At 60.2% G+C, this 25319-nt stretch carries 18 protein-coding genes and 4 pseudogenes; 12 read left to right on the plus strand and 10 right to left on the minus strand.

Features of this window, described 5'->3' with window-relative positions; genetic code table 11:
* The first annotated feature begins 55 nt into the window (after positions 1-55).
* Positions 56-694 carry a TetR/AcrR family transcriptional regulator gene (locus tag GA0004734_RS25345; RefSeq protein ID WP_092938806.1) on the plus strand — a complete coding sequence of 213 codons (639 nt, stop codon included), beginning with the start codon at positions 56-58 and terminating at the stop codon, positions 692-694.
* A 54-nt stretch (positions 695-748) separates the two neighbouring features.
* Positions 749-1165 (plus strand): hypothetical protein, encoded by a 417-nt coding sequence (locus GA0004734_RS25350; protein ID WP_092938808.1) that lies wholly within the window; start codon positions 749-751, stop codon positions 1163-1165.
* Between the two features lie 58 nt (positions 1166-1223).
* Here GA0004734_RS25350 and GA0004734_RS25355 read toward each other — a convergent pair.
* Positions 1224-1941 (minus strand): annotated as a pseudogene (locus tag GA0004734_RS25355) (IS6 family transposase).
* Positions 1942-1967: 26 nt separating this feature from the next.
* On the opposite strand from GA0004734_RS25355, the gene GA0004734_RS25360 reads away from it, so the two are divergent.
* From GA0004734_RS25360 to GA0004734_RS25380, 4 genes and pseudogenes are all read left to right on the plus strand, one after another.
* Entirely contained in the window at positions 1968-2693 is a 726-nt protein-coding gene (locus GA0004734_RS25360) for a Dyp-type peroxidase (RefSeq protein ID WP_210173780.1), read from the plus strand.
* A 203-nt stretch (positions 2694-2896) separates the two neighbouring features.
* A protein-coding gene (locus GA0004734_RS25370) for an IS3 family transposase (RefSeq protein ID WP_092938811.1) occupies positions 2897-4260 on the plus strand; the annotation gives its coding sequence in 2 pieces (ribosomal slippage) (positions 2897-3245 and positions 3245-4260; 1365 coding nt in all).
* 514 nt (positions 4261-4774) lie between these two features.
* Positions 4775-5992: an ATP-binding protein gene (locus tag GA0004734_RS25375; protein WP_139056353.1), complete on the plus strand. Its 1218-nt coding sequence runs from the start codon at positions 4775-4777 to the stop codon at positions 5990-5992.
* Positions 5989-6706 (plus strand): annotated as a pseudogene (locus tag GA0004734_RS25380) (IS6 family transposase). Before GA0004734_RS25375 ends, GA0004734_RS25380 begins: the two are co-directional and overlap by 4 nt.
* Here the strand turns inward: GA0004734_RS25380 and GA0004734_RS25385 are convergent.
* The 3 genes from GA0004734_RS25385 to GA0004734_RS25395 are packed head-to-tail and all read right to left on the minus strand — an operon-like array spanning position 6666 to position 9135.
* Positions 6666-7424: a hypothetical protein gene (locus GA0004734_RS25385; protein WP_210173781.1), complete on the minus strand. Its 759-nt coding sequence runs from the start codon at positions 7422-7424 to the stop codon at positions 6666-6668. The pseudogene GA0004734_RS25380 and the gene GA0004734_RS25385 sit on opposite strands and share 41 nt — an antisense overlap.
* A gap of 3 nt (positions 7425-7427) precedes the next feature.
* Complete coding sequence (locus GA0004734_RS25390; RefSeq protein ID WP_092938813.1) at positions 7428-8039, minus strand: hypothetical protein; 612 nt, start codon at positions 8037-8039, stop codon at positions 7428-7430.
* 40 nt (positions 8040-8079) lie between these two features.
* The gene (locus GA0004734_RS25395) at positions 8080-9135 is read right to left on the minus strand and encodes a catalase family protein (RefSeq protein ID WP_092938924.1); all 1056 of its coding nucleotides are present in this window, start codon (positions 9133-9135) and stop codon (positions 8080-8082) included.
* 188 nt (positions 9136-9323) lie between these two features.
* Here GA0004734_RS25395 and GA0004734_RS25400 point away from each other — a divergent pair, with 188 nt between their 5' ends.
* From GA0004734_RS25400 to GA0004734_RS25410, 3 genes are read left to right on the plus strand one after another with little or no spacing between them, the layout of a single operon-like run.
* Positions 9324-9947, plus strand: a complete 624-nt coding sequence (locus GA0004734_RS25400; protein WP_050746444.1) for a TetR/AcrR family transcriptional regulator — start codon at positions 9324-9326, stop codon at positions 9945-9947.
* An 8-nt stretch (positions 9948-9955) separates the two neighbouring features.
* Positions 9956-11305, plus strand: coding sequence for a 3-hydroxyacyl-CoA dehydrogenase (locus GA0004734_RS26645; protein ID WP_245292653.1), 1350 nt, complete (start codon positions 9956-9958; stop codon positions 11303-11305).
* A 27-nt stretch (positions 11306-11332) separates the two neighbouring features.
* Positions 11333-13099 carry an oleate hydratase gene (locus GA0004734_RS25410; RefSeq protein WP_092938817.1) on the plus strand — a complete coding sequence of 589 codons (1767 nt, stop codon included), beginning with the start codon at positions 11333-11335 and terminating at the stop codon, positions 13097-13099.
* A gap of 216 nt (positions 13100-13315) precedes the next feature.
* Here GA0004734_RS25410 and GA0004734_RS25420 read toward each other — a convergent pair whose 3' ends face one another.
* Both GA0004734_RS25420 and GA0004734_RS25425 read right to left on the minus strand, forming a co-directional pair.
* A complete protein-coding gene (locus GA0004734_RS25420) occupies positions 13316-14941 on the minus strand; it encodes an ISL3-like element ISRsp8 family transposase (RefSeq protein WP_235864270.1) in 1626 nt (541 codons plus the stop codon).
* A gap of 1086 nt (positions 14942-16027) precedes the next feature.
* On the minus strand, positions 16028-16285 hold the full coding sequence (locus GA0004734_RS25425) for a hypothetical protein (RefSeq protein ID WP_139056355.1): 258 nt from the start codon (positions 16283-16285) through the stop codon (positions 16028-16030).
* A gap of 434 nt (positions 16286-16719) precedes the next feature.
* On the opposite strand from GA0004734_RS25425, the gene GA0004734_RS25430 reads away from it, so the two are divergent.
* Both GA0004734_RS25430 and GA0004734_RS25435 read left to right on the plus strand, forming a co-directional pair.
* On the plus strand, positions 16720-18519 hold the full coding sequence (locus GA0004734_RS25430) for a bifunctional diguanylate cyclase/phosphodiesterase (RefSeq protein WP_092938825.1): 1800 nt from the start codon (positions 16720-16722) through the stop codon (positions 18517-18519).
* 1226 nt (positions 18520-19745) lie between these two features.
* Complete coding sequence (locus tag GA0004734_RS25435) at positions 19746-21371, plus strand: ISL3-like element ISRsp8 family transposase (RefSeq protein ID WP_245292654.1); 1626 nt, start codon at positions 19746-19748, stop codon at positions 21369-21371.
* A gap of 29 nt (positions 21372-21400) precedes the next feature.
* Here the strand turns inward: GA0004734_RS25435 and GA0004734_RS25440 are convergent.
* Both GA0004734_RS25440 and GA0004734_RS25445 read right to left on the minus strand, forming a co-directional pair.
* Positions 21401-23303: pseudogene (locus tag GA0004734_RS25440) on the minus strand (Tn3 family transposase); the annotation flags it as partial.
* 222 nt (positions 23304-23525) lie between these two features.
* Positions 23526-24230: an IS6 family transposase gene (locus tag GA0004734_RS25445; protein ID WP_139056356.1), complete on the minus strand. Its 705-nt coding sequence runs from the start codon at positions 24228-24230 to the stop codon at positions 23526-23528.
* Between the two features lie 101 nt (positions 24231-24331).
* Between GA0004734_RS25445 and GA0004734_RS25450 the strand changes: the two are divergent.
* A pseudogene (locus GA0004734_RS25450) lies at positions 24332-24472 on the plus strand (IS481 family transposase); the annotation flags it as partial.
* Here GA0004734_RS25450 and GA0004734_RS26255 read toward each other — a convergent pair.
* Positions 24467-24625: a hypothetical protein gene (locus GA0004734_RS26255; RefSeq protein WP_175386696.1), complete on the minus strand. Its 159-nt coding sequence runs from the start codon at positions 24623-24625 to the stop codon at positions 24467-24469. The pseudogene GA0004734_RS25450 and the gene GA0004734_RS26255 sit on opposite strands and share 6 nt — an antisense overlap.
* A complete protein-coding gene (locus tag GA0004734_RS25455; protein ID WP_092938827.1) occupies positions 24625-25299 on the minus strand; it encodes a putative quinol monooxygenase in 675 nt (224 codons plus the stop codon). Before GA0004734_RS25455 ends, GA0004734_RS26255 begins: the two co-directional genes overlap by 1 nt.
* Positions 25300-25319 lie beyond the last annotated feature (20 nt).

Genomic DNA, 25319 nt, shown 5'->3' on the forward strand with positions numbered 1-25319 from the left:
TAAGAATGCCTTACCTTCAGAAATGTTCCAGCACGGCTTGCTTTGTGGAGACAAAATGCCGACGAGCAGAAAAGAAACCCAGCGTCAGACACGCGAGAAGCTCTTGGAAGCCGCCCATGCATCGATTGTGCAGGAAGGCGTCGCGTCGTTCTCGATCCGTAGCATCTGCGCGGCCGCCGGGCGCACGCAAGGTGCTTTCTATTCGAATTTTTCGAGCAAGGACGATCTCCTCGTCGATCTGATGGAGATTCATATCCTTGAGGAAGTTTCGCTTTTGCGACGGATTGTGCACGAGGCAGCCAGCGACACCATTGAAGAAACGCTACGCGTTCTGGCCGAGCGACTTGCGTATATCGCCGCCGAGCCCGAATGGTCGCTTCTGTCGATCGAATTGCAGCTCCATGCCCGCCGGGACGAGGCGTTTGCCAAACGCCATAATGCCACGAAGGCGACCTGCTATCGGGTGTTTTGCGAACTCATCGAGGATCTCGTTGAGAACTATGATCTACTTCCAACTTTGCCTCCCTTGCAAATCGGCATCGGCCTTTATGCTCTCTGGTCGGGTATGGCCATGCAGGGCGACGTGGCCCAGGCCATGCCACGAGAACAGATGCTGCTGGCCTTCTTCCGGGCGATGACAGGCCTGCATACGATGCAGCACGGATCAGACCACATCGCTGAAGCAGAAAAGTGAGCGCCAGGAACGGTGCCCGGTACATTACACGGATGCTATCCAATGGAGAGTTCGATGGCGAGCGTTGGTGCGCGTGCGTTCAGTTTTTCCAGAACACGTTGGGGTGCTTCCTCCCACCGCTACGTTCGGGACAAAAGACCGAGGGCGCTGGTCGTCGAACGTCAATCCGAATATGCAATCGACTACGATCTGATGTTCAATAAATTCGGCTTTCGGTCACTCTTCACCACGATCCCGGGGGAGGCGGGCAGGGCAGTGTCAGAGGATGAGGATATAGCCGTTGTGCTGATCGACGCCGACACTGTCGACCTTCGTCGTTGCCTCACCGTTCTCCAACGCATGCGCCCGCTGAAACTGATTGTCGTCGCCGGACCCGACGCCGAAATCGACGAAGAATATCCGTGCGACGTGCGGTTGGTTCGAAAGCCCTTGGTAATCCGGGAGCTCGAAAAAGAGGTGGCATATTTATAGTTCAAAGGGCGTTGTCACGTTGTTCGACTGAGGCCGGACGAAGCGCTTTCAGTTAAACTCAGGCAGTTGCGCCGGTCACGGCCTTCCAGTGCGCCATGACGCGGATCCGATGAATGTGGGTGGCGAGGGCGGAGTGTTTTTGATGCGACGGGACGAAATGATTTCTAACCGCTGAAAACACGGGGACAAATTGTTGCAGACTGCCGACGGATCGGAAGCCCTGCATCACTCGTTCTCGTTTTCGCAGCGGCAGATGGGAATTTTCCGCACGGTTGTTAAGGCCCTTGTGAGATCTATGTTCTACGGTCGGCATCACATCTCGCTTTGCCGCCCCGTATGAACGCAGTTTATCAGTGACAATCCTCTTTGGCGCGAGGCCTTGCTTCTTCAGCAGCCTGATCAGCAATCGCTTGGCAGCCTTGGTGTCTCGACGGGTCTGCACGATCTCGTCGAGAACATATCCGTCCTGGTCGACGGCTCGCCAAAGCCAATGCTTTCGCCCGCCGATCGTTACGACCACTTCGTCCAGATGCCAGATATCCTCTCGCGACGGCGCCTTTCTGCGCAGTCGCTTTGCGTAGGCCGCACCGAATTTCCGGCCCCAGCGCCGGATCGTTTCGTAGGACACGACAATGCCGCGCTCCAGCAGCATTTCTTCCACCAGCCGCAGGCTTAACGGGAACCGGAAATACAGCCAGACCGCATGGGCGATGATCTGCGGTGGGAAATGGTGGTTCTTGTAGCTGATGGTCGGCGTGCTCATCACGTCCGGTTATCCGTCAACCGTTAAGCCACGAACAACGTGACAACGCCCGGCCAGCCTCTCGGCATGCCGGAGCCCGCCGCGCTCGGCAAGAACGGCACCTTCGTCGTTATGCGCAAGTACAACAGCCGGGTCGGCTGCTTCAACGCCTTCCTCAAGGCGCATGGCGAGACGCCGGAGGAACGCGAGCTATTAGCCGCCAAGATGTTCGGGCGCTGGCGCTCCGGCGCGCCCTTGACGCTGTCGCCCGACCATGACGATCCCGACCTCGGCGCCGATCCGCAGCGCAACAATGACTTCACGTTCAAGGAAGACCCCAAAGGCCGCGTTGTGCCGCTCGGCTGCCATATGCGTCGACTCAATCCCCGCGATTCCGAGCTGACGCTGCTTACCGACGTCAACATCCACCGGATCATCCGCCGCTCCTCGACCTTCGGACCGGTCTATTCCGAGGATGTCGCGCCGGAAGACGATGCCGAAGGCGATCGCGGCCTGTTCTTCATCTTCATCAGCGCGCGTGCCTATGACACGATCGAGTTCATGCAGCAGGAGTGGATCAACCGAGGCAATTTCGTCGACCTTGGCGAAGAGCGCGATCCGATCGTTGGCCTGCATGAGGATGACGGCCGGTTCACGATCCCGCAGGCGTCGGCGCGCAAGCGCATCGACGGTGTGCAGACTTTCAATGTCATGAAGGGCGGCGAATATCTGTTCATGCCAAGCCTGTCCGCGCTCAAATGGCTGGCGGCCGGGAGCTGGGGTTAGGAACCCGCCGGTCAGTCGTTGGCCTTTGTGAAGATGAACGTGCAATTCATCAGGATCGCTGCGCTCGGCCTCACCATGATCTTTGCCAGTCGCGTCTGGCCCGATCGGTAATCCTGACTGTCCGCCGTCAGCACCAATGGCACAGATTTGAGGTTGTGATTTAAGGAGGATCTGGGCTTCGTCGTAGTGACGAAGGAACGAAGATGAAGCCCAGATCCTCCAATGTAAAATCGCCCGCCAAGGCCCCAGCAGAGCGGGTAGTGAAGGACATCCGCCGACAGACCCGGCGCCACTTTTCGGCCGAGGACAAGATCCGCATCGTGCTGGATGGCCTGCGCGGGGAAGACAGCATCGCCGAGCTATGCCGCAAGGAAGGCATTGCCCAGAGCCTGTATTACACCTGGTCGAAGGAGTTCATGGAAGCTGGCAAGCGCCGCCTGGCCGGCGACACCGCCCGTGCGGCGACCACCGGAGAGGTCCAGGACCTGCGCCGCGAAGCCCGGGCCCTAAAGGAATGCGTGGCCGATCTGACACTGGAAAACCGTCTGCTCAAAAAAAGCATGGTCGCGGATGGGGGCAACGACGAATGAGATATCCCGCATCCGAGAAGCTCGAGATCATCAGAACCGTCGAGCAGTCGCACCTGTCGGCCAAGCGCACGCTGGACCAACTCGGCATCCCTCGTCGGACATTCTACCGCTGGTATGATCGCTACCTCGAAGGCGGGCCGGAGGCGTTGGAAGATCGGCCATCGGCGCCGAGCCGGGTGTGGAACCGCATCCCGGCGGGCATCCACGACCAGATCATCGAGCTGGCGCTGGAACAGTCTGAGCTGAGCCCCCGGGAACTGGCCGTGCGCTTCACCGATGGGCAGCGCTACTTCGTGTCGGAATCCACGGTTTACCGCCTGTTGAAGGCCCACGACCTGATCACCAGCCCGGCCTATGTCGTGATCAAGGCTGCCGATCAGTTCCACACGAAAACCACGCGGCCGAACGAGATGTGGCAGACCGACTTCACCTACTTCAAGATCATCGGGTGGGGCTGGATGTATCTGTCGACCGTGCTCGACGACTTCTCGCGCTACATCATCGCCTGGAAGCTGTGCACCAACATGCGAGCCGAGGACGTCGCCGACACGCTGGACCTCGCCCTGGCGGCTTCTGGTTGCGACAGCGCCACGGTGCTGCACAAACCCCGGCTACTCAGCGATAATGGCCCCAGCTACATCGCGGGTGAGCTGGCGGAATACATCGAGGCCCGGAAGATGAGCCATGTCCGCGGCGCCCCGTGTCATCCCCAAACCCAGGGCAAGATCGAGCGCTGGCACCAGACCCTGAAAAACCGCATCTTGCTGGAAAACTACTTCCTGCCCGGCGACCTCGAAGCCCACATCGAGGCCTTCGTCGAGCACTACAATCACCAGCGATACCACGAGAGCCTGGCCAACGTGACGCCTGCCGACGCCTACTTCGGCAGGGTTCCGGCAATCATCAAACTGCGCGAAAGGATCAAGCGACAGACCATCGAACATCGGCGCTTGCAGCACCGCAAGTTCGCCGCCTAACATCAACCCCCTGACGAGGTCCGCACTCCGCTAATCTACGCCGCGAGTTGTGCCGAATGTTCTGACGACGGACATCGCGTAGTATCTGGATCATCCTTCCACGCAATATTCGCGGTGACGGAGGCGCTCGGAGACGTGACCACATCTACCTTCGGACCGCGCCTAACGATCTCGCGGCAGACCACCCAGGCAGCGTTGGCAATCGCAACGCCGCGTTCGCGCTATCACATGGACGCGGTGACAAATGCTGCCATAGTTCGCCGACGCCGATCCCTATGATCCACGACAAAAAATAGTGCACCCAGGACTTCGATGTCCGCGACCTGGACATCGGTCCCAGCAAGGTGAAGACGCATGTTTTCCGTTGACTTGCCGGTCTAGTGTCGCAGAAAACGCCTGCGCCTCTTGCCAGAAGGGCATGGGACCGCGTTTGATACCAAGAACTGCTGCCGATCTGCGGGCCATAGCTTATCCGGTCGAAAGTAAATATCTCCAATCTGGGGCTGGAGGGCTCATGGCAGGCGAAGAACACGTTTCCGTTGCAGTAAGAGATGACTTTCTGGCACGGCAAACCAAGGCGAAACCAATACCAGCTCTAGCGGAGCTCTTGTGGAACAGCCTCGATGGCGATGCCACCGATGTCTCAGTGGAATTCGTATACGAAGACTTGGCTGGCGGAATGTCCAAGATTGTCGTCTATGACAATGGCGACGGGTTCTCACGAAACGACGCGCGAGCTCTTTTCGGCAATCTCGGTGGCTCCTGGAAACGCCATATCCGCCAGACGAAGCGCAATCATCGTATGATCCATGGGCAAGAAGGACGCGGCCGCTACAAGGCATTTGCTCTCGGCCAGTCCGCCACTTGGAAGGTGTGTTACGACGAGCCGTCCGGTCGTAAGGCATTTGAGGTCAAGCTGCTCCAAGCTGATCTCACGGACGTCACCATCACCGAGGAAGCGCCAGCGCCAAGCCGCTCGACAGGGGTCATCGTCGAGATCAGTGATCTCCGGCGCGATTTCAGAACCTTCGAGAGCGACGAAGGCGTTCAGGACATGAACGAGATTTTCGCGCTCTATCTCATGAATTATCGGGGCGTATCAATCTCGATTGCCGGCCAGAGCCTCGATCCTGAAAAGGCGATCGCCAGCCACCATAGGGTTTCGCTGCCGCCGATCGAAACTGCGGAAGGTGCCCGGCACAGCGTTGAGCTGGAAGTTATTGAATGGCGAACCGATGCGCGCCGCGTACTATATCTCTGCTCCGCAAGCGGATTTCCGTTCGATCAGGTCGAGACCCGCTTTCACGTGCCCGGCTTCTCTTTCTCCGCCTACTTGAAATCTACCTACGTCGAGGAGCTTCACAACGAGGAGCGGGTTGCCCTGTCGGAGATGGATCCTCTGCTCACCGCGGCAGTCGAAAACGCCCGATCAGCGATTAAAGATTATTTCCGAGAAAAGGCCGCAGAAAAGGCTCGGTCGCTCGTCGACGAATGGATCGCCGAGGACGTCTACCCATACCGAGGCGAGCCGCAAAACGCCGTCGAAAAAGTTGAGCGTCAAGTCTTTGATATCGTCGCAGTTCAGGTTCAGGAGCTGGCGCCGGACCTCGCGATCAGCTCGGCAAAGGCGAAAGCTCTACACCTTCGTATGCTTCGAAACGCAATCGAGCGCGGACCCGAGGAGCTGCAACGGCGTTGTCACGTTGTTCGTGGCTTAACGGTTGACGGATAACCGGACGTGATGAGCACGCCGACCATCAGCTACAAGAACCACCGTTTCCCACCGCAGATCATCGCCCATGCGGTCTGGCTGTATTTCCGGTTCCCGTTAAGCCTGCGGCTGGTGGAAGAAATGCTGCTGGAGCGCGGCATTGTCGTGTCCTACGAAACGATCCGGCGCTGGGGCCGGAAATTCGGTGCGGCCTACGCAAAGCGACTGCGCAGAAAGGCGCCGTCGCGAGAGGATATCTGGCATCTGGACGAAGTGGTCGTAACGATCGGCGGGCGAAAGCATTGGCTTTGGCGAGCCGTCGACCAGGACGGATATGTTCTCGACGAGATCGTGCAGACCCGTCGAGACACCAAGGCTGCCAAGCGATTGCTGATCAGGCTGCTGAAGAAGCAAGGCCTCGCGCCAAAGAGGATTGTCACTGATAAACTGCGTTCATACGGGGCGGCAAAGCGAGATGTGATGCCGACCGTAGAACATAGATCTCACAAGGGCCTTAACAACCGTGCGGAAAATTCCCATCTGCCGCTGCGAAAACGAGAACGAGTGATGCAGGGCTTCCGATCCGTCGGCAGTCTGCAACAATTTGTCCCCGTGTTTTCAGCGGTTAGAAATCATTTCGTCCCGTCGCATCAAAAACACTCCGCCCTCGCCACCCACATTCATCGGATCCGCGTCATGGCGCACTGGAAGGCCGTGACCGGCGCAACTGCCTGAGTTTAACTGAAAGCGCTTCGTCCGGCCTCAGTCGAACAACGTGACAACGCCGCTGGCCGTTCTCGCTCTCATAGCCGAGGATGAATTCGCCGGCCTTGATCGGCCGCTCCTCGCCTGGCAGCGGATCAACGCCGCTGCCCTCCACTGCGGGCTGGGAGATCGAATCCCGGAAGCCGAACGGGTTTTTCGCGCCATCCGGCGCACCGAAGCGATGCTCGCCGAGCAGGGTCACGCCGCTGCTCCGGTCGAGTTCGGCGCGCGCTGTCGCCAGCGCTTTGTCGAGCGCCGCATCATTCACGGCATAGATGGTCAGCGCGAGATGGCAGTTGCCCGGCTTGAAGACCTCTTCCCACTTTTCAGGCGCGTTGGGCCCGAAGTCGCGAAGCTGCTCCGCGCGTGCGGGCATGCCCTGCTGGAAGGGGAGCGGGAAGGTCTTGAGTTGTGCTTCCGGCAGGCCGAGCGCCTTCAGCCCCTCGAAGCTGAGTGCGGCCCCGATCCAGAAATCGAGATCGTCGCTCCAGTTGTCGGCCGAGGCGATATGCGGCGCGAGCCGGCCGAGGAGGTCGCGCGCGCCCTCGGCCTCGTCGAAATGGAGCATGGCGTGGATGCCGACATAGGGCTCCGGCCGGCTTCGCAGAATCAGCGCCTGGATGTCGTGCAGGTCGAGCGTGACGCTGTCGCGCCGGAAGCGCTCTTTCAGTTTCTGAAGGATCGCCATTGCTCAGCCCACCTTGTCGAGAAATTCGTTGACGGCATGCTCCATGCGCTGGAGCCGGCGCACATCGACGACGGTCACCTGCGGGTTGGCGACGAACCAGCCGGCGGCGGTGATCTGATGCTCGGCGATGAAGTCCTTGACCTTGGGGCTCGCAATGCCCGGCCAGCCCTCGACCGAGGCGAAGAGCAGGTCCATCAGGTCGGGGATCTTGGTGGCGAAGTCGTTGATATAGGTGTCCCAGTCGCCGTCATAGGCGGTGGCGAACAGGATGCGGGTGTCGTTGTCGAAGAACACGAACCGCATGTTGTGCAGCGTGCCGACCTTCTGCGCCCCGTCGAAATTGCCGTTCACCAGCCCGAATATGCGTTTCAGCCGATCCGCGCCGCCGGGCTTGAGGTTGGCGATGGCGGTGAGCTCGGAGACATTGCCGGACTGCGCGCCGACGCGACCGGCCGAGCCGGCTGTGCCCTTGAGGTCGGGATTATGCTTCGTCACCATCTGCTCGAGGGCGAGCTTGGCGAGCTGTGGCGCATCGCCAACCACTTCCTCGATGCGGCGGCGGATGGCCTGCAAGCGGGTTTCATCGATCTGCGGGGTTTCTTCGGTCTCGGCCATGGCTGGCCTCCTTTCGTGATTGCGTGTGACGATCGGATCGTCAGTCCGGAATGACGTCGATGCTCGCCGGCTCGACGCGCGGTTGCGCGTTCATTTCGTGGCGGTAGCGGGTGGATCGTTCATAGGCGGCGATGCGCACGCGCATGATCGAGCCGAGTGGCTGATGATCGCGGATACCGTGCCAGGGATTGAACGACAGCACATCATCGCCGTAGACGCGCCGCGCCGGCGAATAGGCCTCCTGTGGCGGGATGCGCAGGGTCGCGATCGGCTGGTGCGGCGAAAGGTCTTCCGGCCAGAGCACGGCGGCGTCCTCGACCGGCATCCTGTCGAGATCGGCACAGAGCTGAGCACGGAGCTGATACTCTGCGCCTTGCTCGCGGAAATGTTCAACCACCAGATCGCGCATGGTGGAATCCTCAACCGCGCCGACATCCTTGCCGGTCAGTGCACGGACGTTGTCGGAGAACGGCGCGGCACTGATCTTGGCGATATGGTCGCCGAAGCGGATCGCCGCCATCGAATGATAGGTTTCGCCCAGCAGATGGTTATTGTCGCGAGCGAGCCCGCGCAGCGTGGCGCCGGGCTCGACGCCGACCGCTTCGACTGCCGCCTCCACGCCGCGCGCGACCCCAGCCATCGCTCGCTGGAGAAAGGCCGGGTTCTGGGCATTCTTCTCCAGAAGGCTGATGAGCTGGCGATATTTACCGATCGTGCCGAAGCTCAAGGTCGGGATGTTGACGAGCAGGAAATCCTGGTTGTGGCCCTGGTCTTTGGGGAGAAGCCGCTCGCCATCGACACCGATCACCTTGATCGCCATGCCACGCGGCGCGGGAATGGTATCGGAGTGGATGTCGCCCGGCGCCGAAGAGAGGCGGATCACCACCGGATAGTTGGCGGGTCGGGCGAACAAGCCCTGGCGCAGATGCGAGGGCAGTTCATGAACGATCAGTTCGCCCTTCAGGAACCCATGGCTTTTGGCATGGGCGTCGCGCACGGCGTGGCGATGACGCTCGAAGGCCCGCCGGTTGGTGGTGGCCATGATCTCGAGGATCTCGGCGGTCAGCCGCTCCTCGTCCTCGCCGAGAACCTCCACGTCCGGGGAATAGCCAATGTAGGTTTGAGCCAAGAGCGCTCCTTCACACTGAGATTTCGTTGCCCAGGAACGATTTCGAGTCGAAATCGCCGTTGATTTAGGATATCAGTTGATATCTGGTTTCACTGAGAACGCGGAACCTCCGAAAAGGTTTCGCACGTCTCGCCCGTTGGTTGGAGAACGAACCCATGCCGCTTACGCGCAAGGACACGCAGCGCCAGACGCGGGACCGGCTGATCGCGGCCGCGCATTCCTCGATTATCGAGGAGGGGGTCGCTGCCATGTCGATTCGCAACATCTGCAGCGCCGCAGGGCATTCGCAGGGCGCCTTCTACTCGAACTTCGCCAGCAAGGATGATCTGCTGGTCGAGATCCTGCAAAGCCATATCCAGGACGAGGTCACACTGCTTCGCGACCTGGTCGCGCACTGCTCCGGCGACGATATCGAGGCGACGCTGCAGGTGCTGGCCGCGCGGCTCGCGAAGTTGGCCGACGAGGCACAATGGTCACTGCTCTCGATCGAATTGCAGCTCCATGCCCGGCGCGATCCGGCTTTCGCCGAGCGGCACCGGGAGGGCAAGGCGGCCTGCTATCGGATGTTCGGTGAGCTCGTCGCCGATCTGACGCAACGCTTCGCACTTCGTCCGGCCTTGCCGCCGATGCAGACCGGTATCGGTCTTTACGCGCTCTGGATGGGACTGGCGGTCCAGGGCGATGTCGAAGGCGCCATGCCGCGCGACGAGATGCTCGTCGGCTTCTTCCGCGCCATGGCTGGACTGGGTTCGTCGCATGAGGAGCAGGCGTATTCGTGAGCGGGATCGTGTCAGATCGTCGACGCATCGGCTGCGATGAGCACGGACACCCGCTCGTCGGCGAGGTGGATGAGCATCGGCGCTTCCATATCCGCTTCCGCGCCCAGGACGCCGACATCGACGAACTCGGCAATGTCAACAATGCTGTCTGGGTGACCTGGATCCAGGATGCGTCGGTGGCGCACTGGCTGACGGCCGCGAGTCCGCAAGATCGCGACCGGTTCGTCGCGGTCGTGCTGCGCCATGAGGTCGACTATCGCGGCAATGTCCGGGCGGGAGACGCGGTCAGCGCGATCACCTGGGTCGTCGGAGTGCCGCGCGGTGCGCGCTATGCACGATGCGTCGAATTCCATGATGAAGACGGGCGGACGCTCGTCGCCTCGCTGACCCAGTGGGCCCTTGTCGATCGGGAAACCGGCAAGCTGGCCCGCGTCCCGGTGGAGGTGGCGGCTCCGTTTCTTGGTGACGATACCGCGCAGAAGGAGATTGGAATGAGCGATATCAGGAAAGTGGCGGTTCTCGGCACGGGCGTCCTCGGGAGCCAGATAGCCTTCCAGACCGCCTATAGCGGCTTCGACGTTACCGCCTACGACACCAGCGAGGAGGCGCTTGAACAGGCAAGGCAGCGTTTTGCCATGCTCGTCAAGACCTATGGCAAGGAGGTGGCCGGTGCGGCCGACGGCAAGGCCGCCGAGTCCCTGCAGCGCATCACCCTGTCCGCCGATCTCGGTTCGGCCGTCGCGGACGCGGACCTCGTGATCGAAGCGGTTCCGGAGCTTCTCTCGATCAAGCAGGCGCTCTACGAGAAGCTCGCGGGGCTTGCGCCGGAAAGGGCGATCTTCGCTACCAATAGCTCGACCCTGTTGCCGAGCGACCTCAAGGCCTTCACCGGCCGCCCGGACCGGTTTCTGGCGTTGCACTTCGCCAACAGCATCTGGAAGTTCAACACCGCCGAGGTGATGGGCACCGACGACACCGATCCGGCCGTGTTCGATGCCCTGATCGCCTTCGCCTCGGCCATCGGCATGGTGCCGATCCCGGTGCGCAAGGAAAAGGCAGGCTATGTCCTCAATTCCCTGCTGGTGCCGTTCCTGAACGCGGCGGCCGATCTCGCCGCCGGCGGCTATGCCGAGCCGGAAGATGTCGACAAGGTCTGGCGGATCGCCACCGGCGCGCCGATGGGGCCGTTCCAGATCTACGACATCATCGGCTTGAACACCCCCTACAACATTCTGTCGCATGGCGATGAGCACGCCCAGTCGCTCGCGGCATGGCTGAAGGAAAACTACATCGACAAGGGCAGGCTCGGCATCGCCTCGGGCGAAGGCTTCTACAGCTACAAACCCTCCGCAGACTGATCCCAACAAGAAGAACAGGAGTTCGCCATGCACTATAGCAGTGGAAACTATGAAGCCTTCGTGCGTCCCCGCAAGCCCGAGGGGGCCGACAAGAAGACGGCCTGGTTCGTCGGCTCGGGGCTGGCGGGGCTCGCCGGCGCCGCCTTCCTGATCCGCGACGGCGGCGTTTCGGGCGATCGCATCACCATATTGGAAGAGCTGGGAATCCCCGGCGGCGCGCTCGATGGTCTTGATGTGCCGGAGAAGGGCTTCGTCATTCGCGGCGGCCGCGAGATGGAGGAGCATTTCGAGTGCCTGTGGGACCTCTATCGCTCGATCCCCTCGCTGGAGATCGAGGGTGCCAGCGTCCTCGACGAATTCTACCGGCTCAACAAGGACGACCCCAACTTTTCGCTCCAGCGTACGACGCAGAACCAGGGCCAGGACGTGCCCGACAAGGCGCTGCTGACGTTGAACGACAAGGCCCAGAAGGACCTGCTCTCCGTTTTCCTGGCGACACGCGAGGAGATGGAGAACAAGCGCATCAACGAAGTCTTCGGCGAAGATTTCCTGAAGAGCAATTTCTGGCTCTATTGGCGCACCATGTTCGCCTTCGAGGAATGGCATTCGGCGCTGGAAATGAAGCTCTACCTGCACCGCTTCATCCATCATATCGGCAGTCTCGCCGACTTCTCCTCGCTCAAGTTCAATCGCTACAATCAGTATGAATCCATGGTCCTGCCGCTGGTGAAGTGGCTGACCGATCACGGCGTCACGTTCCGCTACGGCGTCGAGGTCACCGACGTCGATTTCGACATCCAGCCCGGCCGCAAGCAAGCGACCCGCATTCACTGGAAAGAGCGCGGCGTCGAAGGCGGCGTCGATCTCGCGCCAGACGATCTCGTCTTCATAACCATCGGCTCATTGACCGAGAATTCCGACAATGGCGATCACAAGACGCCGGCGAAGCTCAACGAAGGACCGGCGCCGGCCTGGGACCTGTGGCGGCGGATCGCGGCGAAGGATCCGGCCTTCGGCCGCCCGGACGTATTCGGGGCCCATATCCCGGAAACGAAATGGGCCTCGGCATCGATTACCGCCCTCGATGCCCGTATTCCGGCCTATGTCGAGAAGATCACCAAGCGCAACCCCTTCACCGGCAAGATCGTCTCGGCGGGTATCGTCACGGTGAAGGACTCGGCGTGGCTGCTGAGCTGGACGGTTCATCGCCAGCCGCATTTCAAGAAGCAGCCCAAGGACCAGATGATCGCCTGGTTCTACGCGCTCTTTGTCGACAAGCCCGGCGACTATGTGAAGAAGCCAATGCAGGAATGCACCGGCGAGGAAATCACCCAGGAGTGGCTCTACCATCTCGGTGTACCGGTCGAGGACATTCCGGAGCTCGCAGCCTCCGGCGCCAGCACCGTGCCCACGATGATGCCCTATATCACCGCCTTCTTCATGCCGCGCCAGGCGGGTGACCGGCCGGACGTGGTGCCGGAGGGCGCGGTCAATTTCGCCTTCATCGGACAGTTCGCGGAATCGAAACAGCGGGACTGCATCTTCACCACGGAATATTCGGTGAGGACCCCGATGGAGGCCGTCTACACCCTGATGAATGTCGAGCGCGGCGTGCCGGAAGTCTTCAACTCGACCTACGATATCCGTACGCTGCTGGCAGCGATCGGTCCGCTGCGGGACGGCAAGGGCATCGACCTTCCCGGACCGGCCTTCCTGCGCAAGCTGCTGATGAAGAAGCTCGAAGGCACCGAGATCGCCAAGCTGCTCGAAGAGTTCCATCTGATCGAGGAGTGAACAGAGACCGGAAGGCACGCGCGGCGTGTGAAAGGTGATGAATGGCCGACGACGATCAGAAGAGCGAACGCGCCGCCGAGGTGACTGGGGCGCACGGCCATCATCACCATCATGAGCCGGACGGCGAAACGCCGTCCGGTCACGTCGACCATGATCCGGTCTGCGGCATGGTGGTCGATCCCGCCAGTGTCGGATGGCACTTAACCGGGTTCTTCCTCACTTTGTGTGGAGCCGCGGCAGCATTCGTGCCTTCAGCAATTCAGGGCCTGCCCGACCGTACATTGCTCGCTTGAGGGTCTTGAGGCGGTTGATCTGGCCTTCGGCCTGCCCGTTGCTCCAGGGCAGCTCGATGGCGTTGTTGACGGCATCGATGTCCCTGCGAAGGACGCGAGCGAACCGCATGATAGGGATGAGCTCGGAGTCGATCGCATCGTCGATCCATGCATCCAGTGGTGGCGATCTCTTGCCGCGAAGGATGCCGTTGAAGCGCATCGCCAGGCGTCGCATCTCGACAAACGCCTCAGATCCCTGCTTCAGGGCGTCGACCTTCCTTGCCTGCCGGTCCGTCAGCAGGCCTCGCGGCTTGATACATAGCGCCGCGGCAACCACCGGAGAGATTGCATGACCGGTTTCGGGATCTCGAACCGGTTCCGACTTCAACGCGGCGGGCGGTACATCATCGGCCTGTCCCCTTTCGGCCCGCCGCCAAGCTCCGAGCAACCGCTCCAGATTGGCGAAGCTGCCGGTGTAGCCGCGCTGCTTGACGTCGTGAAACAGATGCCGTCCGCGCCGGTTCCCATCCTTCCAGCATTGCGCAAGGAAGGCTTCGAAATACCATGGTGATGTGGGGTTCAGTGCTGCTCGTCGCCTGTCTTGTGGAGCCTCGAACTTGAGCCACTTCGTTATGCTGCGACGCTCATAGCCGGTCCGTCTGGCGATCTCGCTGTAGGACAGCCCTTGCTGGCGCAAGGCATGGAGCATGTCGAATATCTCCTGGCGAGATTGCCTATGCGCAAGACGGGCGCGCCGGCGATGTGTCGCAGCGTCAACAATTGCGTCCTCCGAAAGAATGGCCCTGCCGGTGGCACGCCCGGAAAGGCTCATCTGTTCTTCGATGGCCGAACGAAGGTTCTGGACCAGATGAAACCGATCGGCGACCTGCCGGGCCTGCGGTGCGCCTTCACGGGTGGCCTGCGCATACAGGCCGCAGCGGTCGCGGCTGACAATCTCGATGGAAGGATGACTCCGAAGCCACTTGGCCGCATTCTCGACGCTACGGTCATCCAGTATGTCAATAACCGAGCGGCGCTCGAGGTCGACCATGATGGTCCCATAGCTCGTCGCGCGCCGCCAACTCCAATCATCGATACCGACCACCCGTATCTTGGAATTGCGTTGGGCAACTGCAGCATCCCGTTTCAGTTGCCGCAGGATAGTGTCGTCGCTGACCGGTATGCCGAGCCGTTGCATCAACCGCTCGCCAGGACGGCCGCCAGTGCTATGGCCGAGCAAGCCAACAATCTCTCCGACCCTTCTTGTCCGACGCGCGTATGGATCAGCTACCATCGGAAGACGGTCGGTGAACGTTCGTCGTGCGCATTCCCCATGTGCACATCGCCAGCGGCTCAGCAGGAGCTTCACTGTCACGGGCTTGCCCTGGACTGGCAGATCCTGGAGGCTGCGGCAGGACCAGCCATGCCGACTTCGGCTTCGACATCCACAATCGGGGCATACTCCGATCTTGGATCCAGCTGCGGAAACAACCCAACCGTGATCAACGGTGAGCGCGACACCCAGTACTTTGACCCCTGGACCGGGCGACCATTTCGATTTCGTTCGCATGCCCGCCCATAGCCAAAACCTCGCTAACGGCGAATGAACCACACAAAGTGAGGAAGAACCCTTAATCGTAAGAATGCGGATGTTTGGATCTCGTTTGGCATTTAATCTGAGAACTTCGTCAAGTGCCGTTGCAAATCAGTTGCAGGTATGGGCTATCCCGAGTTGGCCTGGACGAGCTGCCAAGTTGTTGAAGAAACGAGGTATTCCAAACCTCTATTTCCGCCGCAGCGATTGCGAAATCATCGAAGTTCATCTCGACGTCGTGGCCCGCTGTTTCTCAAGTTAGATGCCATATTCCATGCGACATTCTCAGATTAACTGCCGTGTATCAAATTAGGTGCCGCGCTATCTAATTGAAAATGTTGAGGCAGATTCTTGCGGTTAACTGCCAAACGACATGTCTCGTCGCATGTGAGGAGCGTCGGGCAGCAGCTGATCACCGCCGTCAAGGTCGTGCGTCATTCGATAAAGCTGACGCCGATCTCATTAAGCTTTTGCCACCTGATGACGCATCGACGCATCCCGTCCGGATGCTGGATGACCGTCTCGGCGGGAATGACAACCTCTACCTCGGTGTTCACCCTCAAACCTCCCTCCGCCACATCCGATACAGCACAGTCAACTGCTACGCCGTCAGCAAGCAGTCGGCCGCTCCATATCCGGACCGTTCGGGGGTGCCGTCTGCGATCGGCAGTGGGTTCCATTGTTACCTCATCGATTTCTGGCGTTCTGCCTCAGAAGTTGCAACATGGGCTTACTGAGTTCGATCGAATTTTAGCAATGACAGTATCGAGTGGCGCGCTGATCTCCCAACTGCGCCCGATGAGCAAGAGCGTAATCATCATCGTTTGCAACTCGATCAAGAAGGCGGCCCAGGAGGCAAGCACGGAACTTAGAGCCCCTGTCAGGTAGTACTTCCGCCGATAACAGCTGTCGAACGCCGTTGGCTTAGCAGGGCGGCATTGCTGCATGATATTGAGAAACTCGGTGTCAGCAACAACCTCGGGCGATAGGTCTTAACCGAAATCGCACCGCGACCCGGGAGGCTGCCATTTTTGCTCTGAGGCGGATTGTATCTGCGAACAGTCACGTAGCATCCTGCTGAACCCAACCCGCGTCTTCCTGAGTGTCCTTTCGGCTCTCCATCGCGAGGTCATGCAGACCATGTACTGTGCCGGGGCGATCGCTCGAGGCCATGATCACGGCGTAGAAGGCGCCACGGGTGATTTCCTTCTTGGTCGCCTTGGGATGTACCTGACGCACTGCTTCGAAAAGCTCCTTGGGCCGCATCTTAGGCTTGGCCATTTGCGAAACTGTCTTCGCAATCTTCTCGATCTCGGACATTTTCCCTCCACTGTTGCCCAGTATCTTGAACGGCATCTATGTGTCATAATCAAGCAGACGGGATTGAGTGCAACCTTTGCGGCCCCCTGAGAAAACGCCCTCACCGTCTGAATGCGTCATCGCAACGGGCGGCGTCGACGTAGTCGAGAGGTCTTCTTTGAAGCTATCGACGGCACCGGGGAGGGTTTGCGAGAAAGAGGCCCGATAAGGTCAAAGGCTTCGAAGTTGCCGATCTTATAAGCAGGATGCCCGGCTACAGGTCCGCGGGCGCATAGATCCCTCTCTCGTCGAATCGTGTGTTGCCGTAGCATTGCCATGCGCTCCTTGCGTTATAGGAACTTCATAGAAACTTCATGTTTCGCAAAGGGATTGTTGACGATTCTGGGTAAGGCTCCGCGTCTGTTCTGGGCTGTTGCGGCGTATCGGAGTAAATTATGAGTTCGGCTTCCCTCATCGAGCCTGGCGTTTTCCGGCGTTATGCGGGAGACCAGTTGCTCACGCTCTCCAAGCTGGTTCTGGAGACCGCGTTCCAGCCCATTGTCGAAGTCGCGACGGGCACGGTGTTCGGCTACGAGACCCTGATGCGCGGCTATGACCGTATCGGCTTTTGCGAACCGCTCGAACTCCTGGATCAGGCGGCCGAAGCGGGCCAACTGCTGGCGCTGGAACAGATGATGGCGGGCCGCTCGCTCGCCAAGTTTGCGACGGTGCCGGACTTCGCCTCGGTTACGCTGTTTCTCAATCTTGACGTCCGTCTGATCAAGGACGGCGACTACATCATCGAAAGGCTTGTCCAGCACCTCAGTAAACTGAACATCCCGCCGTCGTCCGTCTGTTTCGAACTCTCCGAGCGCTTCGACAACACCACCATTCCGGAGTTTGCCGCGCTGGTCCTGAAGCTGCGCAAGGCGGGCTTCAAGCTGGCGATCGACGATTTCGGTGTCGGCCACGGCGAAATGAAGCTGCTCTGCGATTACCAGGTCGACTACTTGAAGATCGACCGCCACTTCATCGACGGCATGGACAAGAGCTCGCGCAAGCGCCACCTCGTCAAGAACATCGTCCACATCGCCCATGTGCTGGGCGTCCGCGTCGTTGCAGAAGGCATCGAGACGGAGGCCGAGCTGATGGCCTGCCGCGAGTATGGCGTCGACCTCGTGCAGGGCTATTTCATAGCCCGGCCGACGACCTTCCTCAACGAATTGCAGCCCGCCTTTCCGCATTTGGCGGATATCGGCCGCGTCCGACGGTCCTCCCAGTCGCTCGACGAGATCCTCATCCGCAAGCAGATCGAGAACCTGCCGACCGTCTACGAGCACGAGAGCATCGATACCGTCTTCGAACTCTTCCGGCGCAATCCGCGCCAGGCCTTCTTCCCGGTCCTCAACGCCAACCGCGAACCGCGCGGCGTCATCAACGAGTATCACCTGAAGGAATACATCTATCAGCCCTTCGGCCGCGACCTCCTCAAGAACAAGGTCTACGAGCGGACGATCTCGCATTTCGTCGACATGGCGCCGATCATCGGCCTGGATGCCGATGCCGAGGAACTGATGAGCCTGTTTGCCAGCATGGACAACAGCGACTGCATCATCCTGACCGAAAACATGCGCTACGCCGGCGTCGTTTCCGCCGCCTCGCTGATCAAGGTCATCAGCGAAAAGCAGCTGAAGATCGCCCAGGACCAGAACCCGCTGACCAGCCTGCCGGGCAACCGCGCAATCACCGACTTCATCCACGAATCCGGTCGAGACGACGATGACAACCGCTTCTTCTGCTACTGCGACTTCGACCATTTCAAGCCGTTCAACGATAACTATGGCTTCCACGTCGGCGACCATGCGATCTCGCTGTTTGCCGCCCTGCTGCGCCGCTATTTCTTCTCCGACGATCATTTTTTGGGGCATGTCGGCGGCGACGATTTCTTCATAGGCGTGCGGGACTGGACCCGCGAAGAGCTGACGGAAATCCTCGAGCGGTTGCTGAGCGATTTCCACGACGATGTCGTGACCCTCTACTCGCAGGAGGAGCGCGAAGCCGGACGGATTAAGGGACACGACCGCACCGGCATCGAGCGCTTCTTCCCGCTGCTCCGCTGCTCAATCGGCGTCCTGGAGCTTCCCAAGGGCCTCCTGCTCGATGACGGTGCCCGCATCGCCAGCAGCATCGCCGCCGTCAAGGCACAGGCGAAGCAGTCTTCATCGGGGCTCGTTTTCACCACTTTTGTGACGTGAAAGCAGCAGCACCCTCATGATTATGTGGTGAACCCTAAACACAGCATGAGGCCGCGTCACAAGGTTCGGCCACCTCAGGGAGCGGCCGCAAGCGGCAAGCTGGACAAGGCTGCCTTGGAAAGGTCGCGCAACGCATTGGAGGCAACGGCTGAAGAGGATGGCCGCGCACCTCGGGCGCGTCGGGAGGGCACCTGGCGAACAATCACCTGACTTCGAGGCGCGAACTATGGATACGCCTGGTTAATCGACCTTGCAGAGGCCTCTGGCATTCTTGTGGTGGAGCGAACAGGAGAGCAGAACAAGGTTGTTAACGCGCTGCTGAGAACGAAGACGCAAAGGCCGGGGGCACAGGTTTTATCAACCTCTGCTACCTAATCACGCCCTCGGCGGACGGTGGACTTGACTTACGTCGGAAGGAATACTCAGGTGAGCTGCCTCTAGACCAACAGAGGTGAAACGGAAGTATGGTTCCGCGGGTTAACGATCTTCCGCTGTCGAGCTTGGCGGCAACGAACCAAACGATACCGCATTAGCGCGTCCTTAGTGCAGCTGCGTCTCCTCGAGGAAAATCGAGTCCGTGGAGGATCTCCTTCACGGCCTCGATCAACTCCACAACCGCGGCTATCCGATTTCGCGGCGAATGCGACGTTTCCGCGCCGTCGACGAGAATGCCGCAAAGGTATTTTCGGAGCACTATGAAAACGCCGTCGACCTAAACCGAATGGCGAGCCGTTGTGCGATGCTCAGCGCTCGAACCTCTCGAGCATCTTCTTCAGCTGCGCGTTTTGGATCTTAAGTCTGCTCGCCAATTGCCCCTTGAGCACCTTGATCTCCTCGTCGAGGCTCATCGTCTCATCCGAAGGAGTAGGTGGCCTGTCAGAAACTTGAGCAACAACGACAGCCGGTCTGCTGCCCTTGCTGGATCTCTGCTTGCGTGATGAGTCTTCGACAGCCGGTTGGACTTCCGTAGCGTCATGTGCAGCGGTGACAGCGGCGCCTGGTTCCCTACCTGATGCCGAAGCGCCGACTGTTCGTATGCTGGCGAAATCGCCGTCGGCAGTGTCGTCGGTCTCAGCTCCAGCTTCGTCTACCGGCGCAGTTTTCTCTGCGGAGACAGCCCCGATTGGATCCTGATGGGATGGCTGATGTCGCTTTGCAGTTAATCGGGTTCTTCCTCACTTTGTGTGGTTCATTCGCCGTTAGCGAGGTTTTGGCTATGGGCGGGCATGCGAACGAAATCGAAATGGTCGCCCGGTCCAGGGGTCAAAGTACTGGGTGTCGCGCTCACCGTTGATCACGGTTGGGTTGTTTCCGCAGCTGGATCCAAGATCGGAGTATGCCCCGATTGTGGATGTCGAAGCCGAAGTCGGCATGGCTGGTCCTGCCGCAGCCTCCAGGATCTGCCAGTCCAGGGCAAGCCCGTGACAGTGAAGCTCCTGCTGAGCCGCTGGCGATGTGCACATGGGGAATGCGCACGACGAACGTTCACCGACCGTCTTCCGATGGTAGCTGATCCATACGCGCGTCGGACAAGAAGGGTCGGAGAGATTGTTGGCTTGCTCGGCCATAGCACTGGCGGCCGTCCTGGCGAGCGGTTGATGCAACGGCTCGGCATACCGGTCAGCGACGACACTATCCTGCGGCAACTGAAACGGGATGCTGCAGTTGCCCAACGCAATTCCAAGATACGGGTGGTCGGTATCGATGATTGGAGTTGGCGGCGCGCGACGAGCTATGGGACCATCATGGTCGACCTCGAGCGCCGCTCGGTTATTGACATACTGGATGACCGTAGCGTCGAGAATGCGGCCAAGTGGCTTCGGAGTCATCCTTCCATCGAGATTGTCAGCCGCGACCGCTGCGGCCTGTATGCGCAGGCCACCCGTGAAGGCGCACCGCAGGCCCGGCAGGTCGCCGATCGGTTTCATCTGGTCCAGAACCTTCGTTCGGCCATCGAAGAACAGATGAGCCTTTCCGGGCGTGCCACCGGCAGGGCCATTCTTTCGGAGGACGCAATTGTTGACGCTGCGACACATCGCCGGCGCGCCCGTCTTGCGCATAGGCAATCTCGCCAGGAGATATTCGACATGCTCCATGCCTTGCGCCAGCAAGGGCTGTCCTACAGCGAGATCGCCAGACGGACCGGCTATGAGCGTCGCAGCATAACGAAGTGGCTCAAGTTCGAGGCTCCACAAGACAGGCGACGAGCAGCACTGAACCCCACATCACCATGGTATTTCGAAGCCTTCCTTGCGCAATGCTGGAAGGATGGGAACCGGCGCGGACGGCATCTGTTTCACGACGTCAAGCAGCGCGGCTACACCGGCAGCTTCGCCAATCTGGAGCGGTTGCTCGGAGCTTGGCGGCGGGCCGAAAGGGGACAGGCCGATGATGTACCGCCCGCCGCGTTGAAGTCGGAACCGGTTCGAGATCCCGAAACCGGTCATGCAATCTCTCCGGTGGTTGCCGCGGCGCTATGTATCAAGCCGCGAGGCCTGCTGACGGACCGGCAGGCAAGGAAGGTCGACGCCCTGAAGCAGGGATCTGAGGCGTTTGTCGAGATGCGACGCCTGGCGATGCGCTTCAACGGCATCCTTCGCGGCAAGAGATCGCCACCACTGGATGCATGGATCGACGATGCGATCGACTCCGAGCTCATCCCTATCATGCGGTTCGCTCGCTTCCTTCGCAGAGACATCGATGCCGTCAACAACGCCATCGAGCTGCCCTGGAGCAACGGGCAGGCCGAAGGCCAGATCAACCGCCTCAAGACCCTCAAGCGAGCAATGTACGGTCGGGCAGGCCCTGAATTGCTGAAGGCACGAATGCTGCCGCGGCTCCACACAAAGTGAGGAAGAACCTGGTTAAGTGCCACGCGACACCACCGTCCAATGCGGATCAACTCCCAGAAGGTGTGCGTGTTCGTCGCGTCGGCCATCTTGCGCAGGCCGAGGTTGATCCCTTCCGCAAGGATGACGTTCATCAGCCCGATCCGGTCGGCGCAGGGCGCTCCGGTGCGCAGATGCGTGAACGCTTCGGTGAAGCCGGTCGCTGCATCCACCTCCAGCAGGAGATCGGTGATCCGCGTGGGCGGGATCTGCTTGTAGAGATCGAGCACCAGATCTTCGGCGCCGGTCGGTACGGCAGCTTCGAGCTTCTCGATATGCAGAACGCCGTTTTCGATCGACCCGCCGGGAATCGTGCCGGTGCGCGCGGCGCGGCCCAGTTCGCGTAACCGGATATCGAGGCGAGCTTGCCGATCCGCCAGCCATTCTTGCGGCCGCAATGGCACGGCGAGACGACCGCCTTCCGCGACAGCCTGCGCCGGAACGAGCGCATGCTTCAGGTCGCCATAGCGCCGGGATCGGGCCAACCAAATATCTCCGGATCGGAAGGCATCGCGCAGATGGAACAGCACCGCTATCTCCCAGAGGCGAGTGTCGCCGACCGCCTGGGCACGAAGATGGCGATGCCATTTCGAGCTGGGCCGAAGGAAGCCGGTATGTGCGGCATCGCTCAAGCCAGTACGCAAAGCCATCACCGCTTCGAGAAGCGGGAGCGCGATCGGCGCAGCCCGCAGATCGAGCAGGCGCAACATGCGCGGAGCGTACCGCCGGAACCGATGATAACCGTCGAGTACATGATTGAGAGGATCGTCCGCCATGGTGGCGGTCAGCCGGGTTGCCATTGCAACAAGGGTCTTGAAGCCGTCCCACCCTGATCCGCTCGCGATGACGTCGCCCAGCGGCTGGCCATCATCCTGTGCGTCGACCAGAGCGCCGCCGATTTCGGCGAAGGATTTTAAGGTGTCGCGCACCGCGTTCGCTTCGTCGGCGACTTTCGCTTGGCAAATGCGCTCCGATGCCCGGTAGAGCCTGCCGACGATCCGGTCATGGGTTTCGACCACGGCGTCAGCGAGCAATCGCTTGCCATTCCGACGCGCAAACGGCCAGAATCGCAAGCCGCCTGTCTTCCGGAAGATCGCGCATGCCGTCGGCATAGTACCGTTCGCCTTGCCTGCGCAGGCGTGTCACCCGATGAGCAGCAACACCGGCCAGCAGTTCCTCGGGGAGATCGATACGTTGCAGGTATTCGAGCCGGTCGAGCAGCCGGTTGGCTGACGAAGAGTTCGAGCCCGGCTCGAACTGACGCAGCCACACGAAGCGGGTCACCCGATCGTCGGCCGTCTCCTCGAGCAATGCCAGCAACTGTTCCCGGATGGGCACGGACAGCCGACTGGCGATCCTCGTCTCGATCCGCCGCTCGGCATCGACCAGGGCCGTGGCGCAAAGCCGCTCGATCGTCGATGTTGCAGGAAGAACCGTGCGGGTGCGTCGGCACTCCGCCACGAAGCGACGGGCGATATCTTCGTTTGACACCGCCATCTCGGCTTCCCGAAACAGCCAATCCTTCAGCTCGCGCGCACCACGTCCGGAGAAGGTGCGGAATCCGTAGAGCGCCCGCAGTTCGGAAAGATGCTCGTGCCGCGTTTCCTCGCGGGCGGCGTAGTCAACGAGATCGTCGGCAAGCAGGCCGAGCTGTGCTCCGATGAATTCGACGATCTCTGCTGGGATCAGTTCGCCCGGAGCCAGCACCCGGCCGGGATAGCGCAGGACGCACAATTGCAGGGCGAAGCCGAACCTGTTGTGAGCGCGTCGGCGCAGCCTGATGTGTCCAAGGTCTTCATCACTCAGCGTATAGTGCTTGAGCAAATCCGCCTGCGAGGTCGGCAGGCGCAACAGCGCGTCCTTCTGCCGATCGGTTAGAGTGACGCGACGCGGCATCCATGTTCCTTTTTCAAAATCCGATGATGTTCAAGACGCTTTGTTTATGAAGCTGGTTGAGATACATTTCCAGCGAACAAATCATTCGTGGCCAGCGCGCCCCCTCAAACCACCGTTTAAGAAACATGCTGATCGGATACGCTCGCATCTCCAAAGCCGATGGCTCCCAGTGGTGATGTCACGTTGTTGGGTAACGATGGAAGGAAGCGTGTCGGTGGAAACTCAGACCAGCCCGGCTGTCACAGCATTCCACTGCGCCGTTGCGCGGACACGGTGAATGTGAGTGGTGAGAGCTGAGCGTTTTTTGTGCGATGCGACGAAGAGATTTCGAACTGCCGAGAAGATTGAGATGAAGCGTTGCAATCCGCCGACCGATCGGAATCCCTGCATTATCCGTTCTCGTTTTCGCAGCGGCAGGTGAGAGTTCTCTGCTCGATTGTTGAGGCCTTTGTGCGATCGATGTTCAACATTGGGCATGACGTCCCGCCTTGCCGCGCTGTATGAGCGCAATTTGTCGGTGATGATGCGCTTCGGCGCCATCCCTTGCTTCTTCAGCAGCCGGATCAGTAATCGCTTGGCAGCCTTTGTATTGCGGCGGGTCTGAACGATCTCGTCGAGAACATAACCGTCCTGATCGACGGCACGCCACAGCCAATGCTTTCGGCCAGCAATGGAGATCACCACCTCGTCCAGGTGCCAGATATCTTTTCGCGACGGCTTGCGTCTGCGCAATTGCCTTGCGTAGGCAGGGCCAAATTTCCGGCCCCACCGGCGGATCGTTTCATAAGAAACGACAATACCGCGCTCCAGCAGCATTTCCTCCACCATCCGCAAGCTCAGAGGGAACCGGAAATACAACCACACCGCACGGGCGATAACCTGCGGCGGAAAGCGGTGGTTCTTATAGCTGATGGTGGGCGTGCTCATCTCACCGCCACTATCCGCCAATCGTAAAGCCAACGACAACGTGACATCACCCGATAGACTATTGCCTCGATCCGCACCAGCCGGTTAAGGCGACGCCTCCGTTCTATCAGCTTTTGTCCTATACAGATGACATCGACCTCATTCAAAAACTCAGCGAGTGGGAGAGGTTCTACAATCTTGCAAGGCCGCATGGCGCTTTCAATGGAAAGGCACCTTACGAAATCCTCCGAGAACGCTTATAATCCAGATAAGGATGTCTCATCGCCCTTCAGAAGATTACACGCGACCTTGGTGAGCTTCGAATCCGTGCCCGCGGACTTGAACGCGAACGCGGCCCCGGCTGCCGCGGTGCTGGCGACGGCCGCTCCAACGAGCACCTTCTGCTTCGTGTCCATCAGACTGTCCCTCTCTCAAGCGGCCGCGCGACCGACGTGTTCCTGCTCGTCCTCTCCTCATCACCAGCGGATGCAATCTTGAACGCCAAGATTTGTGCGCGGTGGATCTGGGGAGGCTCGGCGAACAGCGAAGCAGCGCTTCCGGATAGCGCCGTGCCGATTTCGCCCGACAGATGCGTCTCGCGCCCTGCCTCGTCGGCGAAGGTACCGAGGATGGCGAACCGAGTCTTTCCGAGACGCAGAGCGTACCACGACAGGGTGCCAGGCTCCCGCTCCACGGCCGATCGGGCTCCTTGGAGGAAGCGGGCAACCTCTTCCTCCGCACCGTCCCGTGCTTCAAGCGGAACATGCAGGGCCAAGCGCGGCAGGGCGTCCGCCGCCGGCACCTTGAGGGCGAGGATGTCGGCCGGCTCGATCTCCGGCAATCCGTTGAGGATGGTGAAGGTCTTCACCACCAGCGCCCGGCCGACCGTGCCGAACAGATGCTTCAGCCGGCCGGCATTGCCGGGGAAGGTATCGAAGATGGCGAAGTCGGCGGGGCCAAAGCGCAGCGCGTACCAGTGCCGCGTGTCCTGCTCATGCTCGACCGGCTCCAGCGCACCCCGGAGGAATTCAGCGGCATCTTCCTGGTGGGTCGGCCCGGCTTCAATGCCTACGAACAGTGCCTTGTGCATCTTTTCTCTCCTTGTTCCGA

Origin of the sequence: Rhizobium sp. 9140, from assembly GCF_900067135.1 — a bacterium.
Classification (GTDB): domain Bacteria; phylum Pseudomonadota; class Alphaproteobacteria; order Rhizobiales; family Rhizobiaceae; genus Ferranicluibacter.

What these genes read in the sequence shown, in the direction of transcription:
- GA0004734_RS25375 (WP_139056353.1), top strand. Translation starts at nt 4,775, where the DNA reads ATGGCAGGCGAAGAACACGTTTCCGTTGCAGTAAGAGATGACTTTCTG.
- GA0004734_RS25400 (WP_050746444.1), top strand. Translation starts at nt 9,324, where the DNA reads ATGCCGCTTACGCGCAAGGACACGCAGCGCCAGACGCGGGACCGGCTG.
- GA0004734_RS25435 (WP_245292654.1), top strand. Translation starts at nt 19,746, where the DNA reads ATGCGAACGAAATCGAAATGGTCGCCCGGTCCAGGGGTCAAAGTACTG.
- GA0004734_RS25420 (WP_235864270.1), bottom strand. Translation starts at nt 14,941, where the DNA reads ATGCGAACGAAATCGAAATGGTCGCCCGGTCCAGGGGTCAAAGTACTG.
- GA0004734_RS25425 (WP_139056355.1), bottom strand. Translation starts at nt 16,285, where the DNA reads ATGTCCGAGATCGAGAAGATTGCGAAGACAGTTTCGCAAATGGCCAAG.
- GA0004734_RS25385 (WP_210173781.1), bottom strand. Translation starts at nt 7,424, where the DNA reads ATGGCGATCCTTCAGAAACTGAAAGAGCGCTTCCGGCGCGACAGCGTC.
- GA0004734_RS25390 (WP_092938813.1), bottom strand. Translation starts at nt 8,039, where the DNA reads ATGGCCGAGACCGAAGAAACCCCGCAGATCGATGAAACCCGCTTGCAG.
- GA0004734_RS25345 (WP_092938806.1), top strand. Translation starts at nt 56, where the DNA reads ATGCCGACGAGCAGAAAAGAAACCCAGCGTCAGACACGCGAGAAGCTC.
- GA0004734_RS25445 (WP_139056356.1), bottom strand. Translation starts at nt 24,230, where the DNA reads ATGAGCACGCCCACCATCAGCTATAAGAACCACCGCTTTCCGCCGCAG.
- GA0004734_RS25455 (WP_092938827.1), bottom strand. Translation starts at nt 25,299, where the DNA reads ATGCACAAGGCACTGTTCGTAGGCATTGAAGCCGGGCCGACCCACCAG.
- GA0004734_RS25430 (WP_092938825.1), top strand. Translation starts at nt 16,720, where the DNA reads ATGAGTTCGGCTTCCCTCATCGAGCCTGGCGTTTTCCGGCGTTATGCG.
- GA0004734_RS25350 (WP_092938808.1), top strand. Translation starts at nt 749, where the DNA reads ATGGCGAGCGTTGGTGCGCGTGCGTTCAGTTTTTCCAGAACACGTTGG.
- GA0004734_RS25410 (WP_092938817.1), top strand. Translation starts at nt 11,333, where the DNA reads ATGCACTATAGCAGTGGAAACTATGAAGCCTTCGTGCGTCCCCGCAAG.
- GA0004734_RS26255 (WP_175386696.1), bottom strand. Translation starts at nt 24,625, where the DNA reads ATGGACACGAAGCAGAAGGTGCTCGTTGGAGCGGCCGTCGCCAGCACC.